At 32.2% G+C, this 22,854-nt stretch carries 21 protein-coding genes; 18 read left to right on the top strand and 3 right to left on the bottom strand.

Annotated elements, in window-relative coordinates; translation table 11 throughout:
• Window positions 1–7 precede the first annotated feature (7 nt).
• From aspS to B5X81_RS11400, 13 genes are all read left to right on the top strand, one after another.
• Complete coding sequence (gene aspS / locus B5X81_RS11460) at window positions 8–1,786, top strand: aspartate--tRNA ligase (protein WP_079491866.1); 1,779 nt, start codon at window positions 8–10, stop codon at window positions 1,784–1,786.
• 334 nt (window positions 1,787–2,120) lie between these two features.
• On the top strand, window positions 2,121–2,393 hold the full coding sequence (locus B5X81_RS11455; RefSeq protein ID WP_330397371.1) for a metal-sensitive transcriptional regulator: 273 nt from the start codon (window positions 2,121–2,123) through the stop codon (window positions 2,391–2,393).
• Window positions 2,394–2,550: 157 nt separating this feature from the next.
• A complete protein-coding gene (locus tag B5X81_RS11450; RefSeq protein ID WP_170917384.1) occupies window positions 2,551–2,979 on the top strand; it encodes a SoxR reducing system RseC family protein in 429 nt (142 codons plus the stop codon).
• A gap of 103 nt (window positions 2,980–3,082) precedes the next feature.
• Complete coding sequence (locus B5X81_RS11445) at window positions 3,083–4,504, top strand: sigma-54 interaction domain-containing protein (RefSeq protein ID WP_280175267.1); 1,422 nt, start codon at window positions 3,083–3,085, stop codon at window positions 4,502–4,504.
• Window positions 4,505–4,727: 223 nt separating this feature from the next.
• Window positions 4,728–5,774: a 2,4-diaminopentanoate dehydrogenase gene (gene ord, locus B5X81_RS11440; RefSeq protein WP_079491862.1), complete on the top strand. Its 1,047-nt coding sequence runs from the start codon at window positions 4,728–4,730 to the stop codon at window positions 5,772–5,774.
• 26 nt (window positions 5,775–5,800) lie between these two features.
• Entirely contained in the window at window positions 5,801–6,109 is a 309-nt protein-coding gene (gene ortA, locus B5X81_RS11435; RefSeq protein ID WP_079491860.1) for a 2-amino-4-oxopentanoate thiolase subunit OrtA, read from the top strand.
• Window positions 6,102–7,511, top strand: coding sequence for a 2-amino-4-oxopentanoate thiolase subunit OrtB (gene ortB / locus B5X81_RS11430; RefSeq protein ID WP_079491859.1), 1,410 nt, complete (start codon window positions 6,102–6,104; stop codon window positions 7,509–7,511). The genes ortA and ortB overlap by 8 nt, the downstream gene beginning before the upstream one ends.
• Before the next feature lie 71 nt (window positions 7,512–7,582).
• The gene (locus tag B5X81_RS11425; protein ID WP_079491857.1) at window positions 7,583–7,960 is read left to right on the top strand and encodes an ornithine aminomutase subunit alpha; all 378 of its coding nucleotides are present in this window, start codon (window positions 7,583–7,585) and stop codon (window positions 7,958–7,960) included.
• Window positions 7,960–10,179, top strand: a complete 2,220-nt coding sequence (gene oraE / locus B5X81_RS11420) for a D-ornithine 4,5-aminomutase subunit OraE (RefSeq protein WP_079491856.1) — start codon at window positions 7,960–7,962, stop codon at window positions 10,177–10,179. The genes B5X81_RS11425 and oraE overlap by 1 nt, the downstream gene beginning before the upstream one ends.
• A complete protein-coding gene (locus B5X81_RS11415) occupies window positions 10,169–11,539 on the top strand; it encodes a GlmL-related ornithine degradation protein (protein WP_079491854.1) in 1,371 nt (456 codons plus the stop codon). Before oraE ends, B5X81_RS11415 begins: the two co-directional genes overlap by 11 nt.
• Before the next feature lie 173 nt (window positions 11,540–11,712).
• Window positions 11,713–12,786 (top strand): ornithine racemase Orr, encoded by a 1,074-nt coding sequence (gene orr, locus B5X81_RS11410; RefSeq protein ID WP_139380308.1) that lies wholly within the window; start codon window positions 11,713–11,715, stop codon window positions 12,784–12,786.
• Between the two features lie 222 nt (window positions 12,787–13,008).
• Window positions 13,009–13,548, top strand: coding sequence for a hypothetical protein (locus B5X81_RS11405; protein WP_079491853.1), 540 nt, complete (start codon window positions 13,009–13,011; stop codon window positions 13,546–13,548).
• Between the two features lie 66 nt (window positions 13,549–13,614).
• Window positions 13,615–14,169, top strand: coding sequence for a DUF4489 domain-containing protein (locus B5X81_RS11400; RefSeq protein ID WP_079491851.1), 555 nt, complete (start codon window positions 13,615–13,617; stop codon window positions 14,167–14,169).
• Window positions 14,170–14,302: 133 nt separating this feature from the next.
• Here the strand turns inward: B5X81_RS11400 and B5X81_RS11395 are convergent, their stop codons facing one another.
• Entirely contained in the window at window positions 14,303–15,046 is a 744-nt protein-coding gene (locus B5X81_RS11395; RefSeq protein WP_079491850.1) for a CsxC family protein, read from the bottom strand.
• A gap of 258 nt (window positions 15,047–15,304) precedes the next feature.
• Between B5X81_RS11395 and B5X81_RS11390 the strand changes: the two genes are divergently transcribed.
• The gene (locus B5X81_RS11390; RefSeq protein WP_079491848.1) at window positions 15,305–15,577 is read left to right on the top strand and encodes a DUF3343 domain-containing protein; all 273 of its coding nucleotides are present in this window, start codon (window positions 15,305–15,307) and stop codon (window positions 15,575–15,577) included.
• A gap of 77 nt (window positions 15,578–15,654) precedes the next feature.
• Here the strand turns inward: B5X81_RS11390 and B5X81_RS11385 are convergent, their stop codons facing one another.
• Window positions 15,655–16,686, bottom strand: a complete 1,032-nt coding sequence (locus B5X81_RS11385) for a hypothetical protein (RefSeq protein ID WP_079491847.1) — start codon at window positions 16,684–16,686, stop codon at window positions 15,655–15,657.
• Between the two features lie 320 nt (window positions 16,687–17,006).
• On the opposite strand from B5X81_RS11385, the gene B5X81_RS11380 reads away from it, so the two are divergent.
• The gene (locus B5X81_RS11380; protein WP_079491845.1) at window positions 17,007–17,897 is read left to right on the top strand and encodes a hypothetical protein; all 891 of its coding nucleotides are present in this window, start codon (window positions 17,007–17,009) and stop codon (window positions 17,895–17,897) included.
• Window positions 17,898–17,930: 33 nt separating this feature from the next.
• On the opposite strand, the gene B5X81_RS11375 is transcribed toward B5X81_RS11380, so the two are convergent.
• On the bottom strand, window positions 17,931–18,794 hold the full coding sequence (locus B5X81_RS11375; protein WP_079491844.1) for a CAP domain-containing protein: 864 nt from the start codon (window positions 18,792–18,794) through the stop codon (window positions 17,931–17,933).
• A gap of 250 nt (window positions 18,795–19,044) precedes the next feature.
• Here B5X81_RS11375 and B5X81_RS11370 point away from each other — a divergent pair, with 250 nt between their 5' ends.
• From B5X81_RS11370 to B5X81_RS11360, 3 genes are read left to right on the top strand one after another with little or no spacing between them, the layout of a single operon-like run.
• Window positions 19,045–21,165, top strand: coding sequence for a BglG family transcription antiterminator (locus tag B5X81_RS11370; RefSeq protein WP_079491842.1), 2,121 nt, complete (start codon window positions 19,045–19,047; stop codon window positions 21,163–21,165).
• 16 nt (window positions 21,166–21,181) lie between these two features.
• The gene (locus B5X81_RS11365) at window positions 21,182–21,463 is read left to right on the top strand and encodes a PTS sugar transporter subunit IIB (RefSeq protein WP_079491841.1); all 282 of its coding nucleotides are present in this window, start codon (window positions 21,182–21,184) and stop codon (window positions 21,461–21,463) included.
• A gap of 58 nt (window positions 21,464–21,521) precedes the next feature.
• Window positions 21,522–22,790: a PTS ascorbate transporter subunit IIC gene (locus B5X81_RS11360; protein ID WP_079491839.1), complete on the top strand. Its 1,269-nt coding sequence runs from the start codon at window positions 21,522–21,524 to the stop codon at window positions 22,788–22,790.
• Window positions 22,791–22,854: the final 64 nt, after the last annotated feature.

The raw sequence follows: 22,854 nt of genomic DNA, 5'->3' as shown, positions 1-22,854 counted from the left end.
CATAAAGATGGCTGAATTACTAAAGGGAATGAAAAGAACTCATATGTGTGGAGTTTTAAGAAGTGATGATATAGGTAAAGAAGTAGTTTTAATGGGATGGATTCAAAGAAGAAGAAATTTAGGTGGATTAATATTTGTTGATTTAAGAGATAGGGAAGGATTAGTACAGATAATTTTTGATAAAGATGTGTCTGAAGAAGCTTTTAATAAAGCGGAAAATGTAAGAGGCGAGTTTGTTATAGCTGTAAAAGGTGAGGTGAAAAAAAGACAAGATATAAATACAGACCTAAAAACTGGAGAAATAGAAGTTTTTGCAAAGGAGCTTAAAATATTATCTGAATCAGAAATACCACCTATTCATATAAATGATGAAGATGAAGCTGGTGAGAGAATAAGATTAAAGTATAGATACCTAGATTTAAGAAAGCCAAAAATGCAAAAGCTTCTGAGAACTAGAAGTAAAATTGCTTCTACTATTAGGTCTTTCCTTGATGAAAATGGATTCTTGGATTTAGAAACACCTGTACTTACAAAACCTGCTCCTGAAGGAGCAAGGGACTATCTAGTACCTTCAAGGGTAAATCCTGGTAAATTTTATGCTTTGCCACAATCACCTCAAATATTTAAACAGCTTTTGATGGTATCGGGATTTGACAAGTACTATCAGATAGTAAAATGTTTTAGAGATGAAGATTTGAGAGCGGATAGACAACCAGAATTTACACAGGTAGATATTGAGATGTCATTTGTTGATGAAGAGGATGTAATTTCTATCAATGAAAAGCTAGTAAAAAGGCTATTTAAAGAGATCAAAGGAATAGAGCTCGATACACCATTCATGAGAATGACATATAAAGAAGCTATGGAAAGATATGGAAGTGATAAACCAGACTTACGTTTTGGATATCAACTTAAAGCCTTGAATGAAGTTGTAAAAGAATGTGGATTTGGTGTTTTTGCAAATACAGTTAAAGCTGGTAATGATGTAAAGGCTATTAATATCAATGGTGGAGCAGAAAAGTTTAGTAAAAAAGGCATGAAAAACCTTGAAAAGCTTGCTAAAACATATGGGGCTAAGGGACTTGCATGGATGAAAGTTACTAGTGATGGTATAGATTCTCCAATATCAAAATTTTTGAGTGAAGAAGATACCAAAGCTATCATTGATAAAATGGAATCAACAGTAGGTGACTTAATCTTATTTGTAGCAGATAAATCTTCTATTGTTAATACCACTCTAGGTGCATTGAGAATTGAAATTGCTAAAAAGCTTGATATAATAAATGAGGATGAATTTAAGATATTATGGGTTACAGAATTCCCTCTATTTGAGTATGATGAGGATGATGGTAGATACTATGCTAAACACCATCCATTTACATCTCCTGCTGATGATGATATAGATATAGTTGAGTCTAATCCAGAAAAAGCAAGAGCTAAAGCATATGATTTAGTTATAAATGGTTCAGAAGTTGGTGGAGGAAGTATAAGAATCCATGATTCAAGCTTGCAGGAAAGAATGTTTAGAGCATTAGGATTTACAGATGAAGAAGCCTATGAAAAATTTGGATACTTAATAGATGCCTTTAAATATGGTACTCCTCCTCATGGTGGAATTGCCTATGGACTTGATAGACTTACTATGATTTTAACATGTACAGAAAATATTAGAGATGTAATAGCATTCCCTAAGACTCAAGATGCAAGATGCTTGTTGACTGAAGCTCCTAGTGTTGCTGATAATACCCAGCTGGAAGAATTAAAGATAAAATTAATGGAAGAATAAAAATAAATGCATTTTTAAAAAAATTTTGACTGACTTCAGTAGTCACTGAGGATCCTTCTAGATTATGTAATGAACCTGTTTATTTATTAATTTTAAGGGAAAAACAGGTTCATAAAAATCGCTTAGAAGGAAACCTCAGAGACTACTTCTGTTATTGGAGTTTATATAAAATATAAATAAAATTCCCCCCATATTTATATAAAAATGTGATAACCTATAAATATGGGGAATTCTAATAATGATATAAAAGAATGACTCTAAAACTTAAAACTTAGAACTTACAACTTGGAACTGACCTGAATGTACAACATATAAGAAAAACAGGGGTGATATGATGCATTCATATTCTGAAGAAAAACAATCTCTACTTAAAAGATTGAAGAGAATTGAAGGACAAGTAAAGGGAATACAAAAAATGTTGGAAGAAGACAGATGTTGTAATGATATTTTAATACAGGTGGCAGCTGTAAGATCAGCTATGAATAAAGTAGGAGGCTTAATTTTAGAAAACCATCTGAAGGGTTGTATAAAGCAATCTTTAACCGATAAACCGGAGGAAGAAGTAATAGATGAATTGATTAATACAATGGTAAAGTTTATTAAGTGATATAATCATACAATTAAAATTTAGGATGATTGAATAATATATTATGGAATGGGTTTGTGAAAAATTTAAGCTAGATGTAGTAGTTGGTTTTTAAAAGAGTCAAGTATGTAATTTTTTCAAGTAGATGATGTTTAAAAAAATTTATATGGAGGGGAAAATGAACAGAGAAGGAAAAGTTACGGCAATAAATGGAGATAATGCAACTGTAGTATTAATGAAGCATTCTGCTTGTGGAGATTGTGGTGCCTGTCAGATGGGAAAAGAGAATATGAATATAACCATAGAGGCTTTAAATACTGTAGGAGCTAAGGTAGGTAATAATGTAGTAGTTGACATGGAATCCCAAGATGTATTAACTGCTGCCTTTATAGTATATGGAATACCTTTAATTATGCTTATTATCGGAGTAGCAGGGGGAAATTTTTTATTTAAACAGTTAATTGGGATAGAAGGAAATGTAGAGCTGTTTTCATTTATTACTGGATTAGTGCTTATGATTATTTCTTTTTTATTTATTAAGAGCAATGAAGATAAATTTAAGGAAAGTAAAAAATATTTATCTCAAATAATTGAAATTATAGATTAGAATAGAAATTGTTGAATGTTATATAAATAGAGGAAATTGCATAATACATGTGAAGAATTTTAGTATATTTTTAATGTATAATTTTACGTTGGGGTGATTTTAATTGAAAAAGAGGAAAATGTTTGAACATATAGTGCAAAGTATTTTGCCCCATATTGAAGAAGGGATTCATGTAATAGATGAAAAAGGAAAGACAATATTATATAATTCTGCCATGGCAGATATTGAAGGATTAGAAGTTGATCATGTAATGGGAAGGTATATCCTTAAGGTGTTTCCAAGTTTGAATGAGGATACAAGTACAGTATTAAAGGTATTAAAGACAGGTGAAACAATAAAAAAATATAAACAGAGTTATTTAAACTTAAAGGGGAAAAAGATTTCTACTATTAATACAACTCTTCCAATTATTCAAGATGAAAAGATAATAGGTGCCATCGAAATTGCCAAGGATATTGATAAGGTAACTGATTTGTCAAGGCAAATCATAAAGCTGCAGCAAAGGCTTATAGAGCCAAATAAAGGGAAAAGAAAAACAGTAAACCATTATACATTTGAGGACATTATAGGAAAGGATAAAGAACTTATTAAGGCAATAGCCTTTGGAAAAAGAGCGTGTAAAACTTCTTCAAGTGTTTTAATATATGGTGAAACGGGAACGGGAAAGGAAATGTTTGCTCAGAGTATACATTATGAAGGCAATAGAAAGGACAAGCCTTTTATAGGTCAGAATTGTGCTGCGCTTCCTGAAACCCTACTTGAAAGCATATTGTTTGGAACCAGTAAAGGGAGCTTCACTGGAGCAATTGATAGACCGGGCTTGTTTGAACAGGCAAATGGTGGGACCTTATTTTTAGATGAAATTAATTCAATGAGCCTTGCCCTGCAAGCTAAGCTTCTAAGGGTTTTACAGGAAAGCTATATAAGGAGAGTTGGAGGGACTAAGGATATACCTGTAGATGTGAGAATAATTGCTTCTACAAATGAGCATCCACTAAAGGCAATGAAGGAAAAGCATATTAGAAGAGATTTATACTATAGAATCAATGTAATAAGCATTGAAATCCCGCCCCTGAGAAATCGAAAAGATGATATTACTGTTCTTATAGATCATTTTATAAGATATTATAATGAGAAGTTAAACAAAGATGTTTGGATGATTTCAGAGGATTTACTTGAAGCCTTTTTAAACTATTCATGGCCGGGAAATGTTAGGGAGCTTCAAAATTTTATCGAATCAGCAATGAATATGATTTTGGAAGATCATGTAATAAAAAAAGAGCATCTTCCTTCCCATGTGGAAGAGTTAATGGCACAAAATACTTCATTACACACGGGAGATGAAGATTTAAAAGATTTTATTAACGTGGAGAACTTAAATAAATATTTAGAAAATGTAGAGAAGAATATTATTAAAAAATATTTAAATAAAAATAGGTACAATATTACTAGAACTTCAAAGGATCTAGGTATATCAAGACAAAATCTTCAATACAAAATCAAAAAGCATAATTTGGATTTATAGGGCAAAATAATTTGCATTTACTGCAAATTATTTTGCTTTTATTTTTTATAGCATTGGGAAAAAGGTGGAAATAGTCATTATTTTTTAATAAATATTCAGAATTATTGCAAAGAACTACATAGTTATGCAAAAATATTAGTATTTATAAAATTCGTTATGGCATGATAATTGCAACTATATAATTATTAAGAAAATCTATTAAATATTTTTGGAGGTGTTTTTAATGGAAAAAGTTAAAGTTGCGATTTGGGGATTTGGAGCAATGGGAAGTGGAATGGCTAAGATGCTTCTTAATAAGAAGGGTGTAGAGATAGTTGGAGTATGTGACATAAGTGAAAAAAGAGTTGGTAAGGATATATACGAGTTTTTAGGTGTAGAAAGAGGAGATAGAAAACCGGTTATTATTAATTCTAATATAGAAGAAGTAGTGAATGAAAAATCTTGTGACATAGTTTTAACAGCAACAGATTCTTTTACAAAGGGAGCTTTTCCAAAAATAAAATACTGCCTAGAGCAAAAGGTAAATGTAATTTCCACTGCTGAAGAAATGTCATATCCCCAGGCTCAAAATCCAGAATTGGCCGCTGAACTTGATAAGATTGCTAAGGAAAATGGAGTGACTGTTTTGGGGACAGGAATTAACCCTGGGCTTATAATGGATTTACTAGTTGTTTGTTTAACGGGTTGCATGATTGACGTGGAGCATATCGAAGCAAAAAGGGTTAATAGTTTATCACCCTTTGGACATACTGTTATGGAAGAGCAAGGTGTTGGCTTAACAGTTGAAGAATTTAATAAACGTGTGAAAGATGGAACTATGGCAGGACATGTTGGATTTGCTGAGTCAGTACAAATGATTGCAGATGCCATAGGCTGGAAGATTGATAAATTTGAGCAGCAAATGAAGCCTATTGTTACAAAGGTAGATAGGAAATCCCCCCATGGTTTTGCTGCGGCGGGTGATGTTGCAGGAGTTAACATGACTGGACAAGGCTATGTAAATGGTGAGGCTAAGATTGATATGGTACATCCTCAACAAATTGAACCTGAAATGGAAGGAACTTATACAGGAGATTATATTAATATAAAGGGAACTCCGGAAGTAAATATGGCCATTAAACCTGAGGTAGAAGGTGGTCTTGGTACAATAGCAATGTGTGTTAATATGATTCCCCATGTTATCAATGCATCTCCAGGACTTAAAACTATGTTGGACCTACCTGTTCCAAGGGCCATTATGGGAGATATGAGAGATTTTATAGAGAGATAGCACAAAATTTTTGTGAGGTGATAATCATGGAAGCTAAAAAAGGCGATTGGGTTAATGTATATAATGTGGTTTTAAAACCAGATGAAAGAGCACCACAGGTTCCAGAGGATACTAAGAAAGTCCCCCTTGAAATGTGGATAAAGGGATTTATTCAGGAGGATGCCCAGATAGGGGATATGGTTACAATAAAAACAATCATTGGAAGAGAAGTCAGAGGAAAGCTTGTTGAAATAAATCCATCATATAAACATTCCTTTGGAAATACTGTACCTGAAGTATTTCAAATAGGTCTTCAATTGAAGGAAATTTTATTTGGAGGTGAAGACCATGAATAAAGATATGAGTTATGAAGGAGTTATGTCACGTAAAAATGAAATAATGAAAGAAGCTGTAGGAATTGATTATGAAAGATTTGAAGGTAAAGGAATTGCTTTTGATTATGAGAAGATGATGAGAGAAACCGGGTATACCCTTGAAGAAATGAAAAAGATTCAAAGGTCTACTGGAGTAGGTAATACACCATTATTGGAATTGAAAAATTTAACTAATCTTGCAAGAAAATTTTCAGATAAAGGTAAAGGTGCAAGAATATTTATTAAAGATGAAGCGTCTAATCCTTCTGGCAGCTTTAAAGCTAGAAGAGCAGCTAATTCAGTATATCATGCCAAAAAAAATGGATATAAAGGGGTTATAGCTGCAACAAGTGGAAACTATGGTGCTGCCGTTGCCAGTCAAGCAGCAATCCATGGGCTTAAATGCATTATAGTCCAAGAATGCTATGATAGTAAAGGCAAGGGACAGCCGGAAATAATCGAAAAGGCAAGAAAATGTGAAGCCTATGGAGCAGAAGTAGTTCAACTTACCGTTGGGCCAGAATTATTTTATAGTTTTTTAGTTCTCCTTGAAGAAACTGGATATTTTAATGCTTCTTTATACACTCCATTTGGAATAGCAGGGGTAGAGACTCTTGGATATGAGATATCGATGCAGATGAGGGCCCTTGAAGGTAGAGATCCTGATGTAGTGGTTTGTACCAATGCAGGTGGCGGAAATCTTACTGGAACTGCTAGAGGACTTGTTAAAGCAGGATCTGAGAATACTTTGGTTGTAGGAGCAAGTGTAAATTTAGAAGGCTTACACATGGCAAGTGATGATCAGTTTAATAAAAAGTCATTTACTACAGGACATACTGGATTTGGTATTCCCTTTGCAACATGGCCTGACAGATCAGATGTACCAAGATCAGCGGCAAGACCACTTAGATACATGGATAGATATGTAACAGTGAGTCAAGGTGAAGTATTCTATATGACAGAATCCTTAGCACAGCTTGAAGGACTTGAAAGAGGACCGGCAGGAAATACTTCTTTGGCTGCTGCATTTAGTTTAGCTCAGGAATTAGATGAAGATAAGATTATTGTTGTACAGGAAACTGAATATACGGGAGCTGGTAAACATATTCAGCCTCAGCTGTCCTTTGCTAGAGAAAATGGAATAGAAATTAAGTTTGGTAATCCTAAGGAAGAAATTCCTGGAGAAAGTATAATACTACCAGAGCATCCAAGTTTAATCAAAGCTGAAGATTTGGATTTAAATAAAATTAAAAAATCATATATAAAAAACTGTTTAAAAAATAATAATGTAAAGAAATTAAGTAATGAAGATTTAGAGTTTTTAGCTGCAGATACTAAAACAGATATAGAATTTGTAAAGAAAATTTTAAAGGAATTAAAATAAATTAAATAATACATCCTACAATTAAAAATTTTCATTGGATTGTATATATTAAGATATTAAGGAGGAAAAGCATGAAAGGATATATAAAGAGAGATGATGATTTTAAAGAGAGAAGAAAGCATCTAGCTAATCTTACCGATGAAGAATTAAAGCAAAGATTTTGGGAGTTAGCAGAAAAAGCAGTTAATCCTTTACTTGACCTTGCTAGAACTCACACATCACCTTCAATAGAGCGTTCTGTACTTCTGAGAATGGGATTTTCGAGTTTAGAGGCAAAACCCCTAGTTGAAGGAGCAATAGATAGAGGCTTAATAGGAAAAGGTGTAGGACATATTGTATATAGAATATCAAAGGATAAAAATATCCCTCTAAGACAAGCTGGTCTTGAAATGATTGAAGGTAAGCATTGGGATGATGCCGTAGCAATCTTTAAAGGAGGGAAAGAGTAATGAAAAAGATAGATAAGAATGAAAAAATGGATATAAGAGAGATTTTAAGTGATTTAGAAAATTATAGACCTAAGAGAAGGGGTTGGACCTGGAGAAAGAAGGTAGATGAGCTTAAGGAGGGACCCCATACTTATTCAGATTGTTCAGAGCCACTGAAAAATTCTATAGGCATACCGGCAGCGGTTCAATATTTTGATAACTTAGACCCGCAGCCTAAAGAGTCTATTACTACAGAAATAGCTTCCGGAAGATTCGAAGATGACATTAGAAGAATGAGAATGGCTGCATGGCATGGGGCTGACCATATTATGGTTATTAGAACTGCCGGACAATCCCATTATGACGGACTTATTGAAGGCTCTCCCCAAGGTATTGGTGGAATTCCTGTAACAAGAAAACAAGTAAGATCCCAAAGGAAAGCCCTTGATCTTATAGAAGAAGAAGTAGGAAGACCAATAAATTACCATTCCTATGTATCGGGAGTTGCTGGTCCTGATATAGCTGTTATGTTTGCTGAAGAAGGTGTAAATGGGGCCCATCAGGATCCTCAGTACAATATTTTATATAGAAATATTAATATGGTGAGATCCTTTGTTGATGCGGCTGAATCCAAGAAGGTTATGGCATGGGCTGGTATGGCACAAATTGATGGTGCCCACAATGCTAATGCAACTGCAAGGGATGCATGGAAGGTTATGCCTGAGCTTATGGTTCAGCATGGAATCAACTCAATATTCTCCCATAAGGTTGGGATGAAAAAAGAAGATATATGTCTTTCAACAGTACCTCCTTCTGCTGCACCGGTGCCATGTACAAAGTATGATCTTCCCTATGCCGTTGCACTAAGGGATTTATTTGATGAATACAAGATGAGAGCTCAACAAAACACAAAATACATTACTTCATCATCCAGAGAAGCCACTGTAACCCATGTTATGAATATGATGATATCTAAACTGACTAGGGCCGATATTCAATCAACAATTACCCCCGATGAAGGAAGAAATGTTCCGTGGCATATGTATAATATCGAGGCATGTGATACTGCTAAACAAACTTTAGTTGGACTTGACGGATTAATGGAAATGGTAGAGCTTAAGACAGAGGGATATTTACCAGAAAAAGTTAGAGAACTAAAGGAAAGAGCAGTTCTTTATTTGGAAGAGTTAATTGAAGTTGGAGGATATTTTGAAGCAGTAGAAAAGGGTTTCTTTGTTGATTCAGGAATGTATCCAGAAAGAAACGGAGACGGTATAGGAAGAAAAATCGAAGGTGGAATAGGGGTAGGGACTATATTTGAAAGAGATGAAGACTATATGGCTCCTGTAACTGCCCACTATGGATATAATAATGTTGCTCAGTATGATAAAAATGCTGTTGATAATCCATCAAGCTTAATTGGTGGCTGTACACTGGAAAAGCCGGAAAAAATTATATATATCGATGAATTAGATGAAAATGACAATGTTTATGCCCGTTTAGATGAATCTGAAAAGTATAGAAATTCTAACTTTATAAAGCCAGAGGTTGAATGGCTTGCAGATGGAACAGTACAAGTTGAATTATTTTTACCAGTAAGTAAAAGAGTTGCTGAATTTGCGGCAATAGAATTTGCTAAGAAGATGAACCTTAAGGATCCGGAGGTTATTCATCTTGAAATGATGCATCCTTCAGAAGGTACTAGAGTGCAAGTAAAGGGTAAAGTGGAATTTGATCTTGACATAAGTACTTTAGAGATACCGCCGGAACCAGATGTAATGACTGACGAAGAACTTTGGGAAGAAATCGAAAAAAGACCTCTAAAGGTTGTGGCTGCAACTGTAGGTGAAGATGAGCATTCAGTTGGACTTCGTGAAGTTATTGATATAAAACATGGGGGCATAGAAAAATGGGGTATAGAGGTTGAATATCTTGGTACTTCCTGCCCTATAGAAAAGCTTGTAGATGCTGCAATTGAAGTAAATGCAGATGCTATATTGGCTTCTACAATTATAAGTCATGACGATATCCATTACAAAAATATGAGAAGAATACATGAATATGCTGTAGAAAAAGGCATAAGGGATAATATAATAATAGCTTGTGGTGGCACACAGGTAACTCCTGAAATAGCCGTTAAGCAAGGTATCGATGGTGGATTTGGAAAATCATCTAAAGGTGTGCATGTTGCTACTTTCTTAGTTAAGAAAAGAAGGGAAATGAAGCAAAATGAAAATTAATGTCCTAGTTGCCGAAATCGGTAGTACTACGACGGTGGTTAATGCCTTTGGTGATATAGAAACTTGCCCTAAGTTTTTAGGGCAAGGGCAAGCCCCAACTACTGTATTAGAAGGAGACGTAAATATTGGACTGAATAATGCAATAGAAAATCTAAGACAAAGTCTAGGTTGTGACAAAATAAGCTATGATGAAATGCTTGCAACAAGCAGTGCAGCCGGTGGTCTCAAAATGACTGTTCATGGTTTGGTCTATGATATGACAGTTAAAGCTGCCAGGGAAGCTGCCCTTGGAGCAGGGGCAAATATCCATTTGGTTACTGCCGGAAAGCTTAGAAGGTCAGATATAAAAAAGATAAAGGAAATGAGTCCAAATATAATACTTGTTGCCGGTGGAGTTGACTATGGAGAAAGGGATACAGCCATTTATAATTCTGAAGTCATAGCAGGATTAGATATAGATGTTCCTGTAATCTATGCGGGAAATGTTCAAAACCATGAAGATGTTAAAGAAATATTTGAAGAAAATAATAAGTCTCATCTATTATATATTGTAGATAATGTTTATCCAAAGATAGATATATTAAATGTAGAGCCCACAAGGGAAGTTATTCAGGATGCCTTTGAGGAGCATATTATCCATGCTCCTGGTATGACTAGGGTTAGGGAGCTTGTAAAGGGACCAATTATACCTACTCCCGGGGCGGTTATGGAAGCTTCTAAGCTATTGAAGGAATATATTGGTGACTTGGTTACTTTAGATGTAGGTGGCGCAACAACTGATGTTCACTCTGTGACTGATGGCAGTGAAGAGGTTAATAGAATATTAATTAGTCCCGAACCTACTGCTAAGAGGACAGTAGAAGGGGACCTAGGAGTATATGTTAACATGAGGAACATTGTAGAAATCATTGGAAAAGAAAAATTGATTAAGGATTTAAAAATAAATGAGAAAAAATTAGAGGAGCTCATAGAAAATCACAGGCCTATACCAGTGACCGATGATCAAATAAGCTTTGTTGAAAGACTTACTATAGAGGCTGTTATTAATTCCGTCCATCGTCATGCAGGAGGCTTTAGAGATTTATATGGAAGCAATGGTAAAAAAACCTTGGCTGAGGGTAAGGATTTGACAAATGTAAAATGGATTATAGGAACTGGTGGTGCTTTAACGAGATTGCCAAACAGAGTTAATATTATAAAACAGATTGCACTAAGTAATAAAGGAGATAAACTGTTGCCTACAAAGGAAGCTGAAATATTAATTGACAATGATTATATAATGGCTTCCCTGGGAGTTTTGTCTAAAAGGTATAAAGAAGCAGCATTTAATTTATTAAAGCAGAGTTTGAAAATAGATTAAAGCTTGGATTTAGGTCAATTCCTATAGGTTGAGTAGGGTCAATCCTTCTGGGAGAAGATTTAGTGAATTTTGGCTATTATTCATTGGCTGTTATTCAAAGGATATGACCCTAATTCTCAACCTTAATTTTAACCCAAAAGCAATACAAAATAGATAGCTGGGTGGTGATAAATATGTTTATTTGTCCAAGAATAGAAATTGATATAAATAAGGTTAAACATAATACAAAAGTTCTTGTAGATTTATGCAAAAAGCATCATATTGATATAGCTGGAGTAACGAAGGTCTTTTGTGCTATTCCCAAGGTGGCTAATACCATGGTAGAAGGCGGAGTTAAATATTTAGCAGATTCTAGAATAGAAAACTTAGTAAAATTAGCTGAATTAAATATACCGAAGCTATTATTGAGATTGCCAATGATAAGCCAAGTCCATGAGGTAGTAAAATATGCAGATATTAGTCTTAATTCTGAGCTTAGCACAATAGAAGAACTGTCTAAAGAAGCTATAAAGCTAAATAAAGTCCATGAAATCATCCTCATGGTTGATTTAGGAGATTTAAGAGAAGGTGTTTGGGTAGATGATGTAAATTCTATAGTAAAAGAAATATTAAAACTTAAAGGTATAAAGCTTAAGGGAATAGGTACTAATTTAACATGCTATGGTGGAGTTCTTCCCAATAAAGAAAATCTAGGCCAGCTAGCTGGAATAGCTGATGAGATAAAGAATGAATTTAATATAGAATTAGATATTATTTCTGGCGGAAATTCAAGCAGCTTATATATTATAGAAAAAAATGAGATCCCAGATAAAATCAATAATTTAAGATTAGGTGAATCAATAGTTTTAGGTAGAGAAACAGCCTATGGTAATTCCATTGAAAATACCTATCAGGATGCGTTTAAGTTAGCAGCAGAGATTATAGAGCTTAAGGTAAAGCCCTCCATACCCATTGGAGAGATTGGTATGGATGCCTTTGGCAACAAACCTACCTTTGAGGATAAAGGCAATAGAAAACGGGCTATATTAGCAGTAGGCAGACAGGACGTAAATCCAGATAATCTTATCCCAATAAATGAAAAGATAGAAATCATTGGAGCAAGCAGCGATCACTTAATTATTGATGTTACCGATAGTGAAAAGGAATATAAAGTTGGTGATGAGATTAAATTTAATTTAGAGTACGGAGCATTGCTTCAACTAACAACATCTGAATATATTCATAAGCAAATTATAAACTCCAATTAGTCTTAATAAGACTAATTGGAGTTTTTTTATAAAGCATGTAACCATTTTTATACTCTGGAATAATATGTAGTGCAAGAAAACAGGGGGGACAATAAAGCTGTTTATTCTTTAGAATAATTTATAAAACCAACTGATATCTTGCATATTAGAATTATATATTGAGAAGGAGGTATTAGGAAGAAGCCGCATAAAAGTAGACAATTAACATAGGAGGTATTTTCTGTGGGCAAAAAAATATTTGGCATAAATGTTATGGATCTAAATTTCATTGGAAAAGGGGTAGAGGGAAAAGTTTTTCTAACCCCTAATGGTGAAGCTTTGAAGGTCTATAGAAATACCAGTTTATGCAAAAGAGAATATAAGATACTAAAAATGATGGAAGGAAATAAATATTTTCCAAAGGTCATAAAGTGTAAAGGTAAATTCATGCTTCGAGAATATATTGAAGGAGTTCCTATTAAAGAATATATTGAAAAAAATGGTCTTTCAAAGAATTTAGCACATAATCTAATTGAATTTGCTAAGGAATTTGAGGAATTGAAGCTGAGATTAGATGGTGTAAGTAAGCATGTTTTTATTGAGGAAGATGAAAGTATAAAAGTAGTTGATCCCCGGAGGAAAAAACATTATATGCATAAATCCATATTAAGAACATTAAAAAAATTGGGAGTAATAGATAAATATCTAAAAGTATTAGAAGAAGAAGAACCAAATTTAAGACAAAATTTAGATAAGTACATTAAAAATATAATTTTAAGATAAACCATATAATCTTATGGAAATACGAGCAGTAATATCTTTGTTGAAAAAATTTTAGGAGGATTTAATATGTCAATTGAATATTATGATTGGAAAAGAAAAGATAATAACAAGGATTGTGTTCAGTGTAAACCAGCAGGTCATCAATTACCAAAACCAATAATAATGGCATGTGGTCAAGGAAATGGATTTACCTTTGCAGATAATGGTGAGAGTATTTCTCTAACTAGCCCAAATCAAGCTGGTAGACCTAAGACACTTGGAACAGTTGTAATAGATACTACATGTTTATGCAAACCAGCAGTGAAAATTGAATTTGCCAGCAATGTTCACTTTGTTCCATTTAATCGTGGAGCTGGATTTGGAACAATTAAATTTGAATTTGAGCTAGTTAGAAAATGTGACAATGGTAATGAAACATCACTAAATTCGTGGCTATTTGAAATAACAGAGGAAGATGACAATTTTGCACAAACTTTTTCTTTCATTTACTGTGACTGTAATAGCTGCCCTGGATGCTGCGAATACTTTGTAAGATGTGTACCAATGGAATTAGATGAATGCAGCTTCTCAGTTACCAACTGTCATATTGCAGCATTTGCACAATCTTCATGTGACAAATAATAGAGCATTTTAAACAAAAGATTTAATTTAAAAGTCTATGTTAAAATACAGCCCTATGATTAAATCATAGGGCTTTTATTTATAATAGAATTGACAAGAGTAGTAGCAAGGAATTATCACCTGACATTTGAAATTAATTAATTTCCACCAGTCTGTGTTGCAAAACTCTTAATACAATATTTATGGTCATTTTCTCTTCAAATTCTTCAAAAACTCCTTCTTGTATTGGTCCATTTCGTATTATCTTACGGTTAAGATATTCATCTAAATTAATAATTGAGCTGTTTACTAATTCACAGTAGGGAAGATCATTATAGTATTCTGTACTATTCTGATTGAACTCAGATAAGTCACCAGATAAAAGTCTGTCTTTTTCAGCAAAATTATTAGGTAATTTCTGTTTTTGAAAATACTGGAATTCTTTCCAGGTTGATGGAACAATTTCAGCAGGTGGAAATCCGTTAAACTCTACAGTTGTAGTACATTCAAAGGGGATATTCACAGTGCAGTGGCGTATGTCTCCGCATACATCCTTTGTAGTCGGGCATTTTTCTATTGTGGAATAATCTATATTTTTACGTACAAGTCCCTTAATAAATAGTGTGTTTGTATCTTGTAAAAGCATACACTGAGTTAGCATAAGTTTTATCTTAACATTTTTTATTTCCAATGCTATTTCTGGAAGTTTTACCTTGGCTGATACATTTACCTGTACATTGAACTTAGCTAAAACAACTGGTATTTTAGCTATTACTCTATCAGTAATTCCTTCTATTCTAATAGGTGTGTTTTCACATGATTCAACAACATTTGCCGATACATCTACACAATTTTGTTTAACTACTATTTCATTTGTCTGTGAAGAGTTTTCTACCAAATTTAGCACCTCGCTTTGAAAATATGAATAATGAATACAGTGTTATAATTCTTGCTATATAATATGAAAATATCTGTATTTTAGTGAATTAAATTCAAAAGTAAATTTGCACATCAAAAGAATCCCAGAAGCATTGATATTTTTAGAATTTATAAATCAAGTTTTAAGATTAATCCACTATTGGTGAAGATTTTTTGTTGTAACTTGATTTAACATATAGTAATATACTGTAATAAGTATTTTGTAAAGGATGATTATATGGTTAGCAATAGTATTATTGTTGTATTTAATTCAAAAAACCATGCTTTTCATTTAGAAAAAGTTCTTAAAGAAAATGAATATAAACCAAATTTATATAATGCACCTGGATACCTTTCTAAAAGCTGTAGCATGGCTATAAAAATAGATGAAAGCGCATATGACTTTATAGTAAAAAAAATATCATCTAATAAATTGGATGTATATAGGATATATAAGGTTTGTTATAAAAACAATGAAAAAATATATATGGTTTTAAAAAAATATAAATAATAATAATTAAGCTTAAGGTTAATAAATAAGACTTAAAATTACAAAAGCGTCCTAGGTTCCCAGGGGACGCTTTTGCACTACTTAATATTCTTAAAGCCTAAAAAGGACATTACAGGGTAACTTGTTCCAAATATATTATTAAGATTAAAATTATCAATATCCTGACTATAATTTGAATAGAATTTATATCTAATGAAGTTTGAGTCCTGACTTTCTTTATCAATTATTGGCTTAGACCAAGTATTACCATGATCCATTGAATAACAGCTATATAAATTATTCATTTGTACCCAAATACACCATAAAGCCTTGCCGGTTTTTATGAAGGTAGGAAAAGAACAATTGGCAGGCATAGAAAGAGATTTTACTTCATTTGTTAGAAAGTCGTTGTTTTGAAAATTACCTTTAAGATATCTGACAATCAAATTTTCATTTATGAATTCAGACCATGTAATATGATAAAAATCTAAACCATCCTTTAGTACATTTAAATATAGCTTTTGATTATTAGAAGATGTAAGTTGCACAGGATTTTTCCAGGATTTTGTTTCTTTTGAAAATTGTCTAATAAATACTTCTTCTTTGCTATTAATTAAATCAAAATAAAAAAGGTCAATGTAATTATTTGAACTGTATATGATAAAAGGATTAATAATAGGAAAAGCTTTAACTGAATATATATGGTTATGTAACCACCTAGCGCCATCAAAAAAATGAAATGCGATTGTCCAGTCTTTTTTATTTGTCAGGTCTTGTAAATAGTAAGCTATGATAATAGTATTTTCATATTTTTTTATATAGGGATATTTTATTAAATATTTATCTTTATCATATTCAAATAGTTTTTTAGGATAAATCGATTTCTTATCTGAAAAGAGATAAAGTATTTCACCTTCTATATTATTTACAATCCCATATACCAAATCATTATTATCAACTTTTATATCAACTTCATTATGCTTAGTATTTTCTATTATTGATACAGGATCTTCCCAGCCAGTTTTATATAGAAAATTTCTAATATATAGGGAGCTATCTATTACATAACAATTTATAATATTGCCATTGGATTTCCTAATAATTGTTTGAATATTATTAATAAAAGTCATATTATCACCTTAAAAGTATTAGACTTGAAATAATTTCATAATTTCAATTTGGGACAATTGCATAATATATATTGTAGTGCTTTTGAGATTTTAAAACTATATATGATAGTTAGTTTTTATAAAAGGTAATTATGCAATTTCCTCGACTTATAAAAATATATTCGTAAGATTAAAAATATATAACTCAATTTGTAACAAATAAAAAGAGGACTTCATATACTGAAGTAGATATAAAGACTTCGTTGTTTAATAATTAGGTTATAAAAATCGAAGTGATTAATTGGAAATCAAAATTATTAGTAGGGAGGTTATTTTAGATTATGGGTAAGAGAATATACAATAAATCTGGAATCATGGAACAAAGTAAGAATGATTGTTGTAGAGCAAATACAGGATGTATTACTCCAGCAAAATATGATCCAGAGGTAATAACGAATGAATGTATATTTGTTGAAAAAGTATATGACGCTATCCAACTTAGAGATGAAGTAGACAGAGTAATTCCAGAATTAAGGATTAGTAATTTTCCGATTGCTGGAACTGACATTGAAGAGTTTATTGATGTGACTATAACATGTAATAGTGCTGGACTTATAATAAGGGACAATGTATTATCTATTAATGGGCAAACTACACCATGTGATCCTACTTTTGTACCAGGTCCTGGAGGTATAAACCAGATAAATCTAGCATGTGTAGATACATCAGAATGTGATGCAGAGGGAAAGGGAACACCAATAGTTGTTGACCAGAGAATAACCGTTGAAGGAGAAGTAGAAATTAAGGTTAAAGGAACAGTTTTAAAAACCGATGGAGAAGAAAAGAAATTCTCAGTTAGTGAAACTATTGATCTTTCAATGCTAGATCCAATAAGCCTTAGGAAATTTGCGCGACTTTGTACACCATCAACGGCAGCAGCAACAAAACCATCCTTAGCTATATTCTGTGGAGTATTATGTGATTTGATACTTCCTTTTGGATTAGGAAGTCTTAGCGTAGATGGTAATACTTTAGTAATTACTGGACCTATATTAGTATTTTGTATTATATGTGAAAAGAAAGTTAAAGTTCCAGTGCAGCTTTGTGTATTATCTACAGGATTCTGTGAATTCGAAGACCAAGGCGGGTTATGTGTAGAATTCCCAAGATTATTCCCAGAACAGATAAATGCTAAAATTGTTGACCCACCATCTCCAGATGAAAATGAGTAAATATTAGAAAAAGGCTGAAAAATTCAGCCTTTTTTACTTTTCTTCTATAAACATTACAGAAATCTTATACATGCCACCACTTTCTTTTTCAATTCCTATACCTACATGGGTAAAATGATCGGCTAAAATTGCTCTTTTATGCATGTAGGAGTTCATAAAATTATTATGGGCACTTTCAATGCTAAAGGCCCTGGCGATATTTTCTCCAGCGTTATAATAGCTTATACCTGCATTTTTTATCATAGTATATATACTTCCATAGGTAGCCGAAGTATGGGATAAATAATTATTTTTTACCATATCCTTTGCCTTAAGCTCTGCCACAGAAGTGAGCTTTTCATGAAGTATAAGGGGTTTTAGACCTTTTTTAGTTCTTTCTTCATTAATTAAAGAAAGCATTTTTTGTGTTTCTACATCTCCTTTAAAGGAAGAAGAGCTACTTGTATCAGTGGAAGTCGAATTACTATTAGAGGTATCAGTATTATTTGTATAATTAGTATTTTCATTTGAAGTATTTGAGGTATTTGAAGTATTTGAAGTATTAGTGTTGTAATCTGGTTGTGTATTTTTTGAGTAATATCTTGTTACAGAACCACTTGATGATACACTATAATTTCCATAGCTTTGTGGATTAGACTGTATGTTTTCATTTGATGAATAATTAGATTCAACAGAATTGTTGTTGCTTGGATTAGAGGTAGTACTGTTATCTTTTGAATAATATCTAGTAATTGTAGTATTTGTTGAAGTATAGTTTGTTGTATATGGATTAGAAGAGTTATATCCGTCTGAAGTGTAATATGTAGCACCATAAGAATTTACAGGAATAAAAGAAATTAGTGAAGTGGAAAGAATAGCTATCGAAGTAATCTTCGAGAGATTTTTTTTGAAATTCATTTCATCACCTTCTAGTTAGATTTTTTTCATATATATATGATACCAAAAGATAGAAAAGGATTCTACAAAATTCGACATCCAATTTTTTACATGATTTATCTTTTTTTATTACAATTGAATTTTATATTCATTTTGATTAATTTTGCCATAAAAAATTAGATATTCCAATTTTGCAGGATGATAATCAACATATTATGCACTTTTATAGAATAGATTCTAGAGATAAAATTAAAGTAAAGGATGAGATTAAATGATTTTAGATAAAAGATCTTCTGCTATTTTATTGAATATAATTGATGAAGGAGATTCAGTTACTGTAAAAACTTTATCAAGAAGATTAAATATTTCCCAGAGAACTATTAGATATGATTTAAAAAAGATTGATGATTGGCTAGTCAGCAAAAATATGAATAAGTTGCAAAGGCTACATGGTAAAGGGATAACAATTGATAATGAAGAAAAAAATGTTATAAAAGAGTCTTTAAGGGATATTGAAGCATATTCATATGTAAATTCAAGTGATGAAAGGAAAAAAATTATAGCATTGAAGCTTTTAGATTCAAGTGAACCTATTACTATTAAAGAATTACAAAATATTTTATTTGTAAGTAAAAATACAATATTGAAAGAATTAAAAGCTCTTAGATTATGGTTTAAAGAACGTGAAGTGAAATTAGTTGGGAAAACAGGAATTGGATATTTTCTCGAGGGTAAAGAAAACAAAAAAAGAAGTTCGGTAAAAGAATTAATGACGCAGATTCTTAACAAAGATATGGCCATAGATATTATAAAAGTAATTAATGGGATGTACGAAGTAGATAATTGTATATCAAAGGAGCTGAAAAATTTATTTAATAAAATAGATATAAATTATATTGAAGAGTGTGTAAAATATGCTGAAAAATTATTAAAAAAGGAATTTACATATAATTCTTATATGAATTTAATTACTCATTTAGCTATTGCCATAAAAAGATTACTTTCCAATAAGGAAATTAAAATGTCAGGAGATAATTTAAATAAGATCAAAAAATTTTCTGAGTTTAAAATTGCTGTAAAATTAGCTGAAAAATTAGAAGAGAAATTTAATATAAAAATTCCCGATGATGAAATAGCATATATGACTATGCATCTTGTTGGAACGAGGGTTCAAAAAGATCTTAATAGTCAGTTTGAAAATGAATTAGTATTTGATTTGACTCAGATGTTGATTAGAAATTTTGAAAAGGAATATGGTGTTACTATTACAAATAAAAATTTTTTGACTAAAAATTTAACTCTTCATTTAAGACCAGCTATATATAGAATTAAATTTGATATTAAGATAGAAAATCCATTATTGAAGGATATTAAAAATAGATATAAACATATATATTTAACAACTAAAAAAGTATTTAAGATAGTAGAAAACACCTATGACTTTAAGGCAAATGACGATGAAATTGGCTATATAGCCATGCATTTTGCTTGTGCATTACATAATCAAGAAAATAGCCATGATGGCAAAGTGCATGTTCTGGTAGTTTGTGGTAGTGGAGTTGGAACATCAAAACTTTTAGAGGCACAGTTAAAAGTTAAATTTCCCCAGATAAATATAGTAGATACAATATCAATATTTGACTGTAATAAATACAAGGATGAAAAAATAGATTTTATAATATCAACGATAGACATAGAGAATAAATTTTTTGCCACATTGGTTGTAAATCCTCTACTGAGTTGGGAGGATTGTAAATTAATAGAGAATACCCTTAATGTATCTCAAATTAAAAATAATAGTTTAACAGAAAATATAGTAATAAGAATAATGAATTCAATATCGAATCATTGTGATGTAAGGAATTATGAACAGTTACAAAATGAGATAACTTTTATTTTGAAAAATAGTGAAAAGGGTAATGAATTTGAAGGAGGAAAGCCTATGCTGAAGGATTTGATAACATGTGACAATATTGAATTAAACATGGAAGTAGTTGATTGGGAAGATGCTGTATACAAGGGTGGGAAAATACTCTTAGATAAAGACTATATTACACCAAGATATATCCATGGAATTATAAATAAAATAAAGGAAATTGGACCATACATTGTGATAGCACCGGGAATAGCATTACCCCATGCCAGACCAGAGGAAGGAGTAAAGAAATTATCCATGAGTATTATGACATTGAAAAATCCAGTTGAATTTGGCAATGAAGATAATGATCCCGTTAATCTTATAATAACCCTTGCTGCAATAGATAATGAAACGCATTTAAAGGCTTTATCTCAGCTCATGGGATTATTAAATAATTCTGAAGATGTAAAAAAAATTTTAAATGCAAAAGAAAAGAAAGAAGTTATTAAGATTTTAGAAAAATATTCAAAATAGAAGGGAGGTGTCATATGTGAAAATACTAGTAGTATGCGGAAGTGGATTAGGGAGCAGTTTCATGATGGAAATGAGCATAAAAGAAATTATTAAAGATTTAGGAGTAAATGCTCAAGTGGATCATACAGATTTAGGATCAGCAAAAGGAGAAGGAGCTGATATTTATATTGGTACAAAGGATATTACCAGTCAACTTGAGGGAATAGATGGTGAAGTTATTTCTCTAAAGAGTATGATAGACAAGGCTGATATGAAAAAACAGCTTGAAGAAACATTTAAGAAGCTTGGGGCTTTGTAGTCTATTTTAGACGGCATAAGTATAATTTAAAGATTTAAAAAAGTGGAGGGGGAAAGAAATGTCATTTTTTAGATTTTTAATGTATGATGTTTTAAGTGTACCTGCAGTTCTAGTTGGACTAGTTGCATTATTGGGGTTATTGGCTCAGAAAAAGTCATCGACAGATTGTATAAAAGGCACATTAAAAACTATAATGGGATTTATTATTCTTGGAGCTGGAGCAGATGTAGTAGTAGGATCATTGAATAATTTTTCTGAAATGTTCCAGCATGGCTTCAACATAACAGGTATAGTACCAAATAACGAAGCTGTAGTTTCAATTGCTCAAAAAGCATTTGGAAAAGAAATGGCATTGATTATGTTTTTTGGGATGATTGTAAATATAATTATAGCAAGATTTACGAAGTGGAAATATATATTTTTAACTGGCCATCATACTTTATATATGGGAATTATGATAGCTGCAATATTGGCAGCAGGTGGAATGTCAGGAGTAGCTTTAGTGGCATTAGGATCAATTATTTTAGGTATTGTAATGGTATTTTTTCCAGCCATTGCACAGCAATTCATGAAGGATATAACTGGTACAGATGAAGTGGCCTTTGCTCATTTTGGTACAACAGGCTATGTTTTAGCAGGCTATATAGGTAAGTGGTTTGGTAATAAAGAAAATTCAACTGAAGATATGAAATTACCAAAGGGACTGTCCTTTTTAAGGGATACACCAGTGGCTATTGCATTTACCATGGGTATAATCTATTTGATTTCAGCTATTGCAGCTGGAAAGGAATTTACAGAAAAGGTAAGTGGAGGCCAACATTTCATAGTATTTTCAATAATTCAGGCAATAACCTTTGCTGCAGGAGTATTCATTATATTGCAAGGAGTTAGAATGATTCTAGCTGAAATAGTTCCAGCCTTTAAAGGATTTGCAGAAAAGCTGGTGCCTGACGCAAAACCTGCTTTGGACTGCCCTGTTGTATTCCCATATGCACCTACAGCTGTATTAATTGGATTTTTATCTAGCTTTGCGGCTGGAGTTGTAGGAATGTTTATATTAATGATATTAGGGCTGCCAGTAATTATTCCAGGAGTTGTTCCACACTTTTTCTGTGGGGCTACATCGGGGGTATTCGGTAATGCCACCGGTGGTAAAAGGGGAGCTATATTAGGGGCATTTGCCCATGGAATTTTAATAACCTTTTTACCAGTGTTATTAATGCCGGTTTTAGGAGATTTAGGTTATGCCAATGCAACATTTAGCGATGCAGACTTTGGTGTTGTAGGAATTTTGTTAGGGAATATATTAAGAATTTTTGGTAGTTGAGGAAATTGTATAACTCTAATTTAACTTGTTGTACTAGTTTTTATATGGGGAGTATTAATATTTC

Source organism: Maledivibacter halophilus (genome assembly GCF_900167445.1).
GTDB classification, from domain to species: domain Bacteria; phylum Bacillota; class Clostridia; order Peptostreptococcales; family Caminicellaceae; genus Maledivibacter; species Maledivibacter halophilus.
This window is presented reverse-complemented; position numbering and strand designations above follow the sequence as displayed.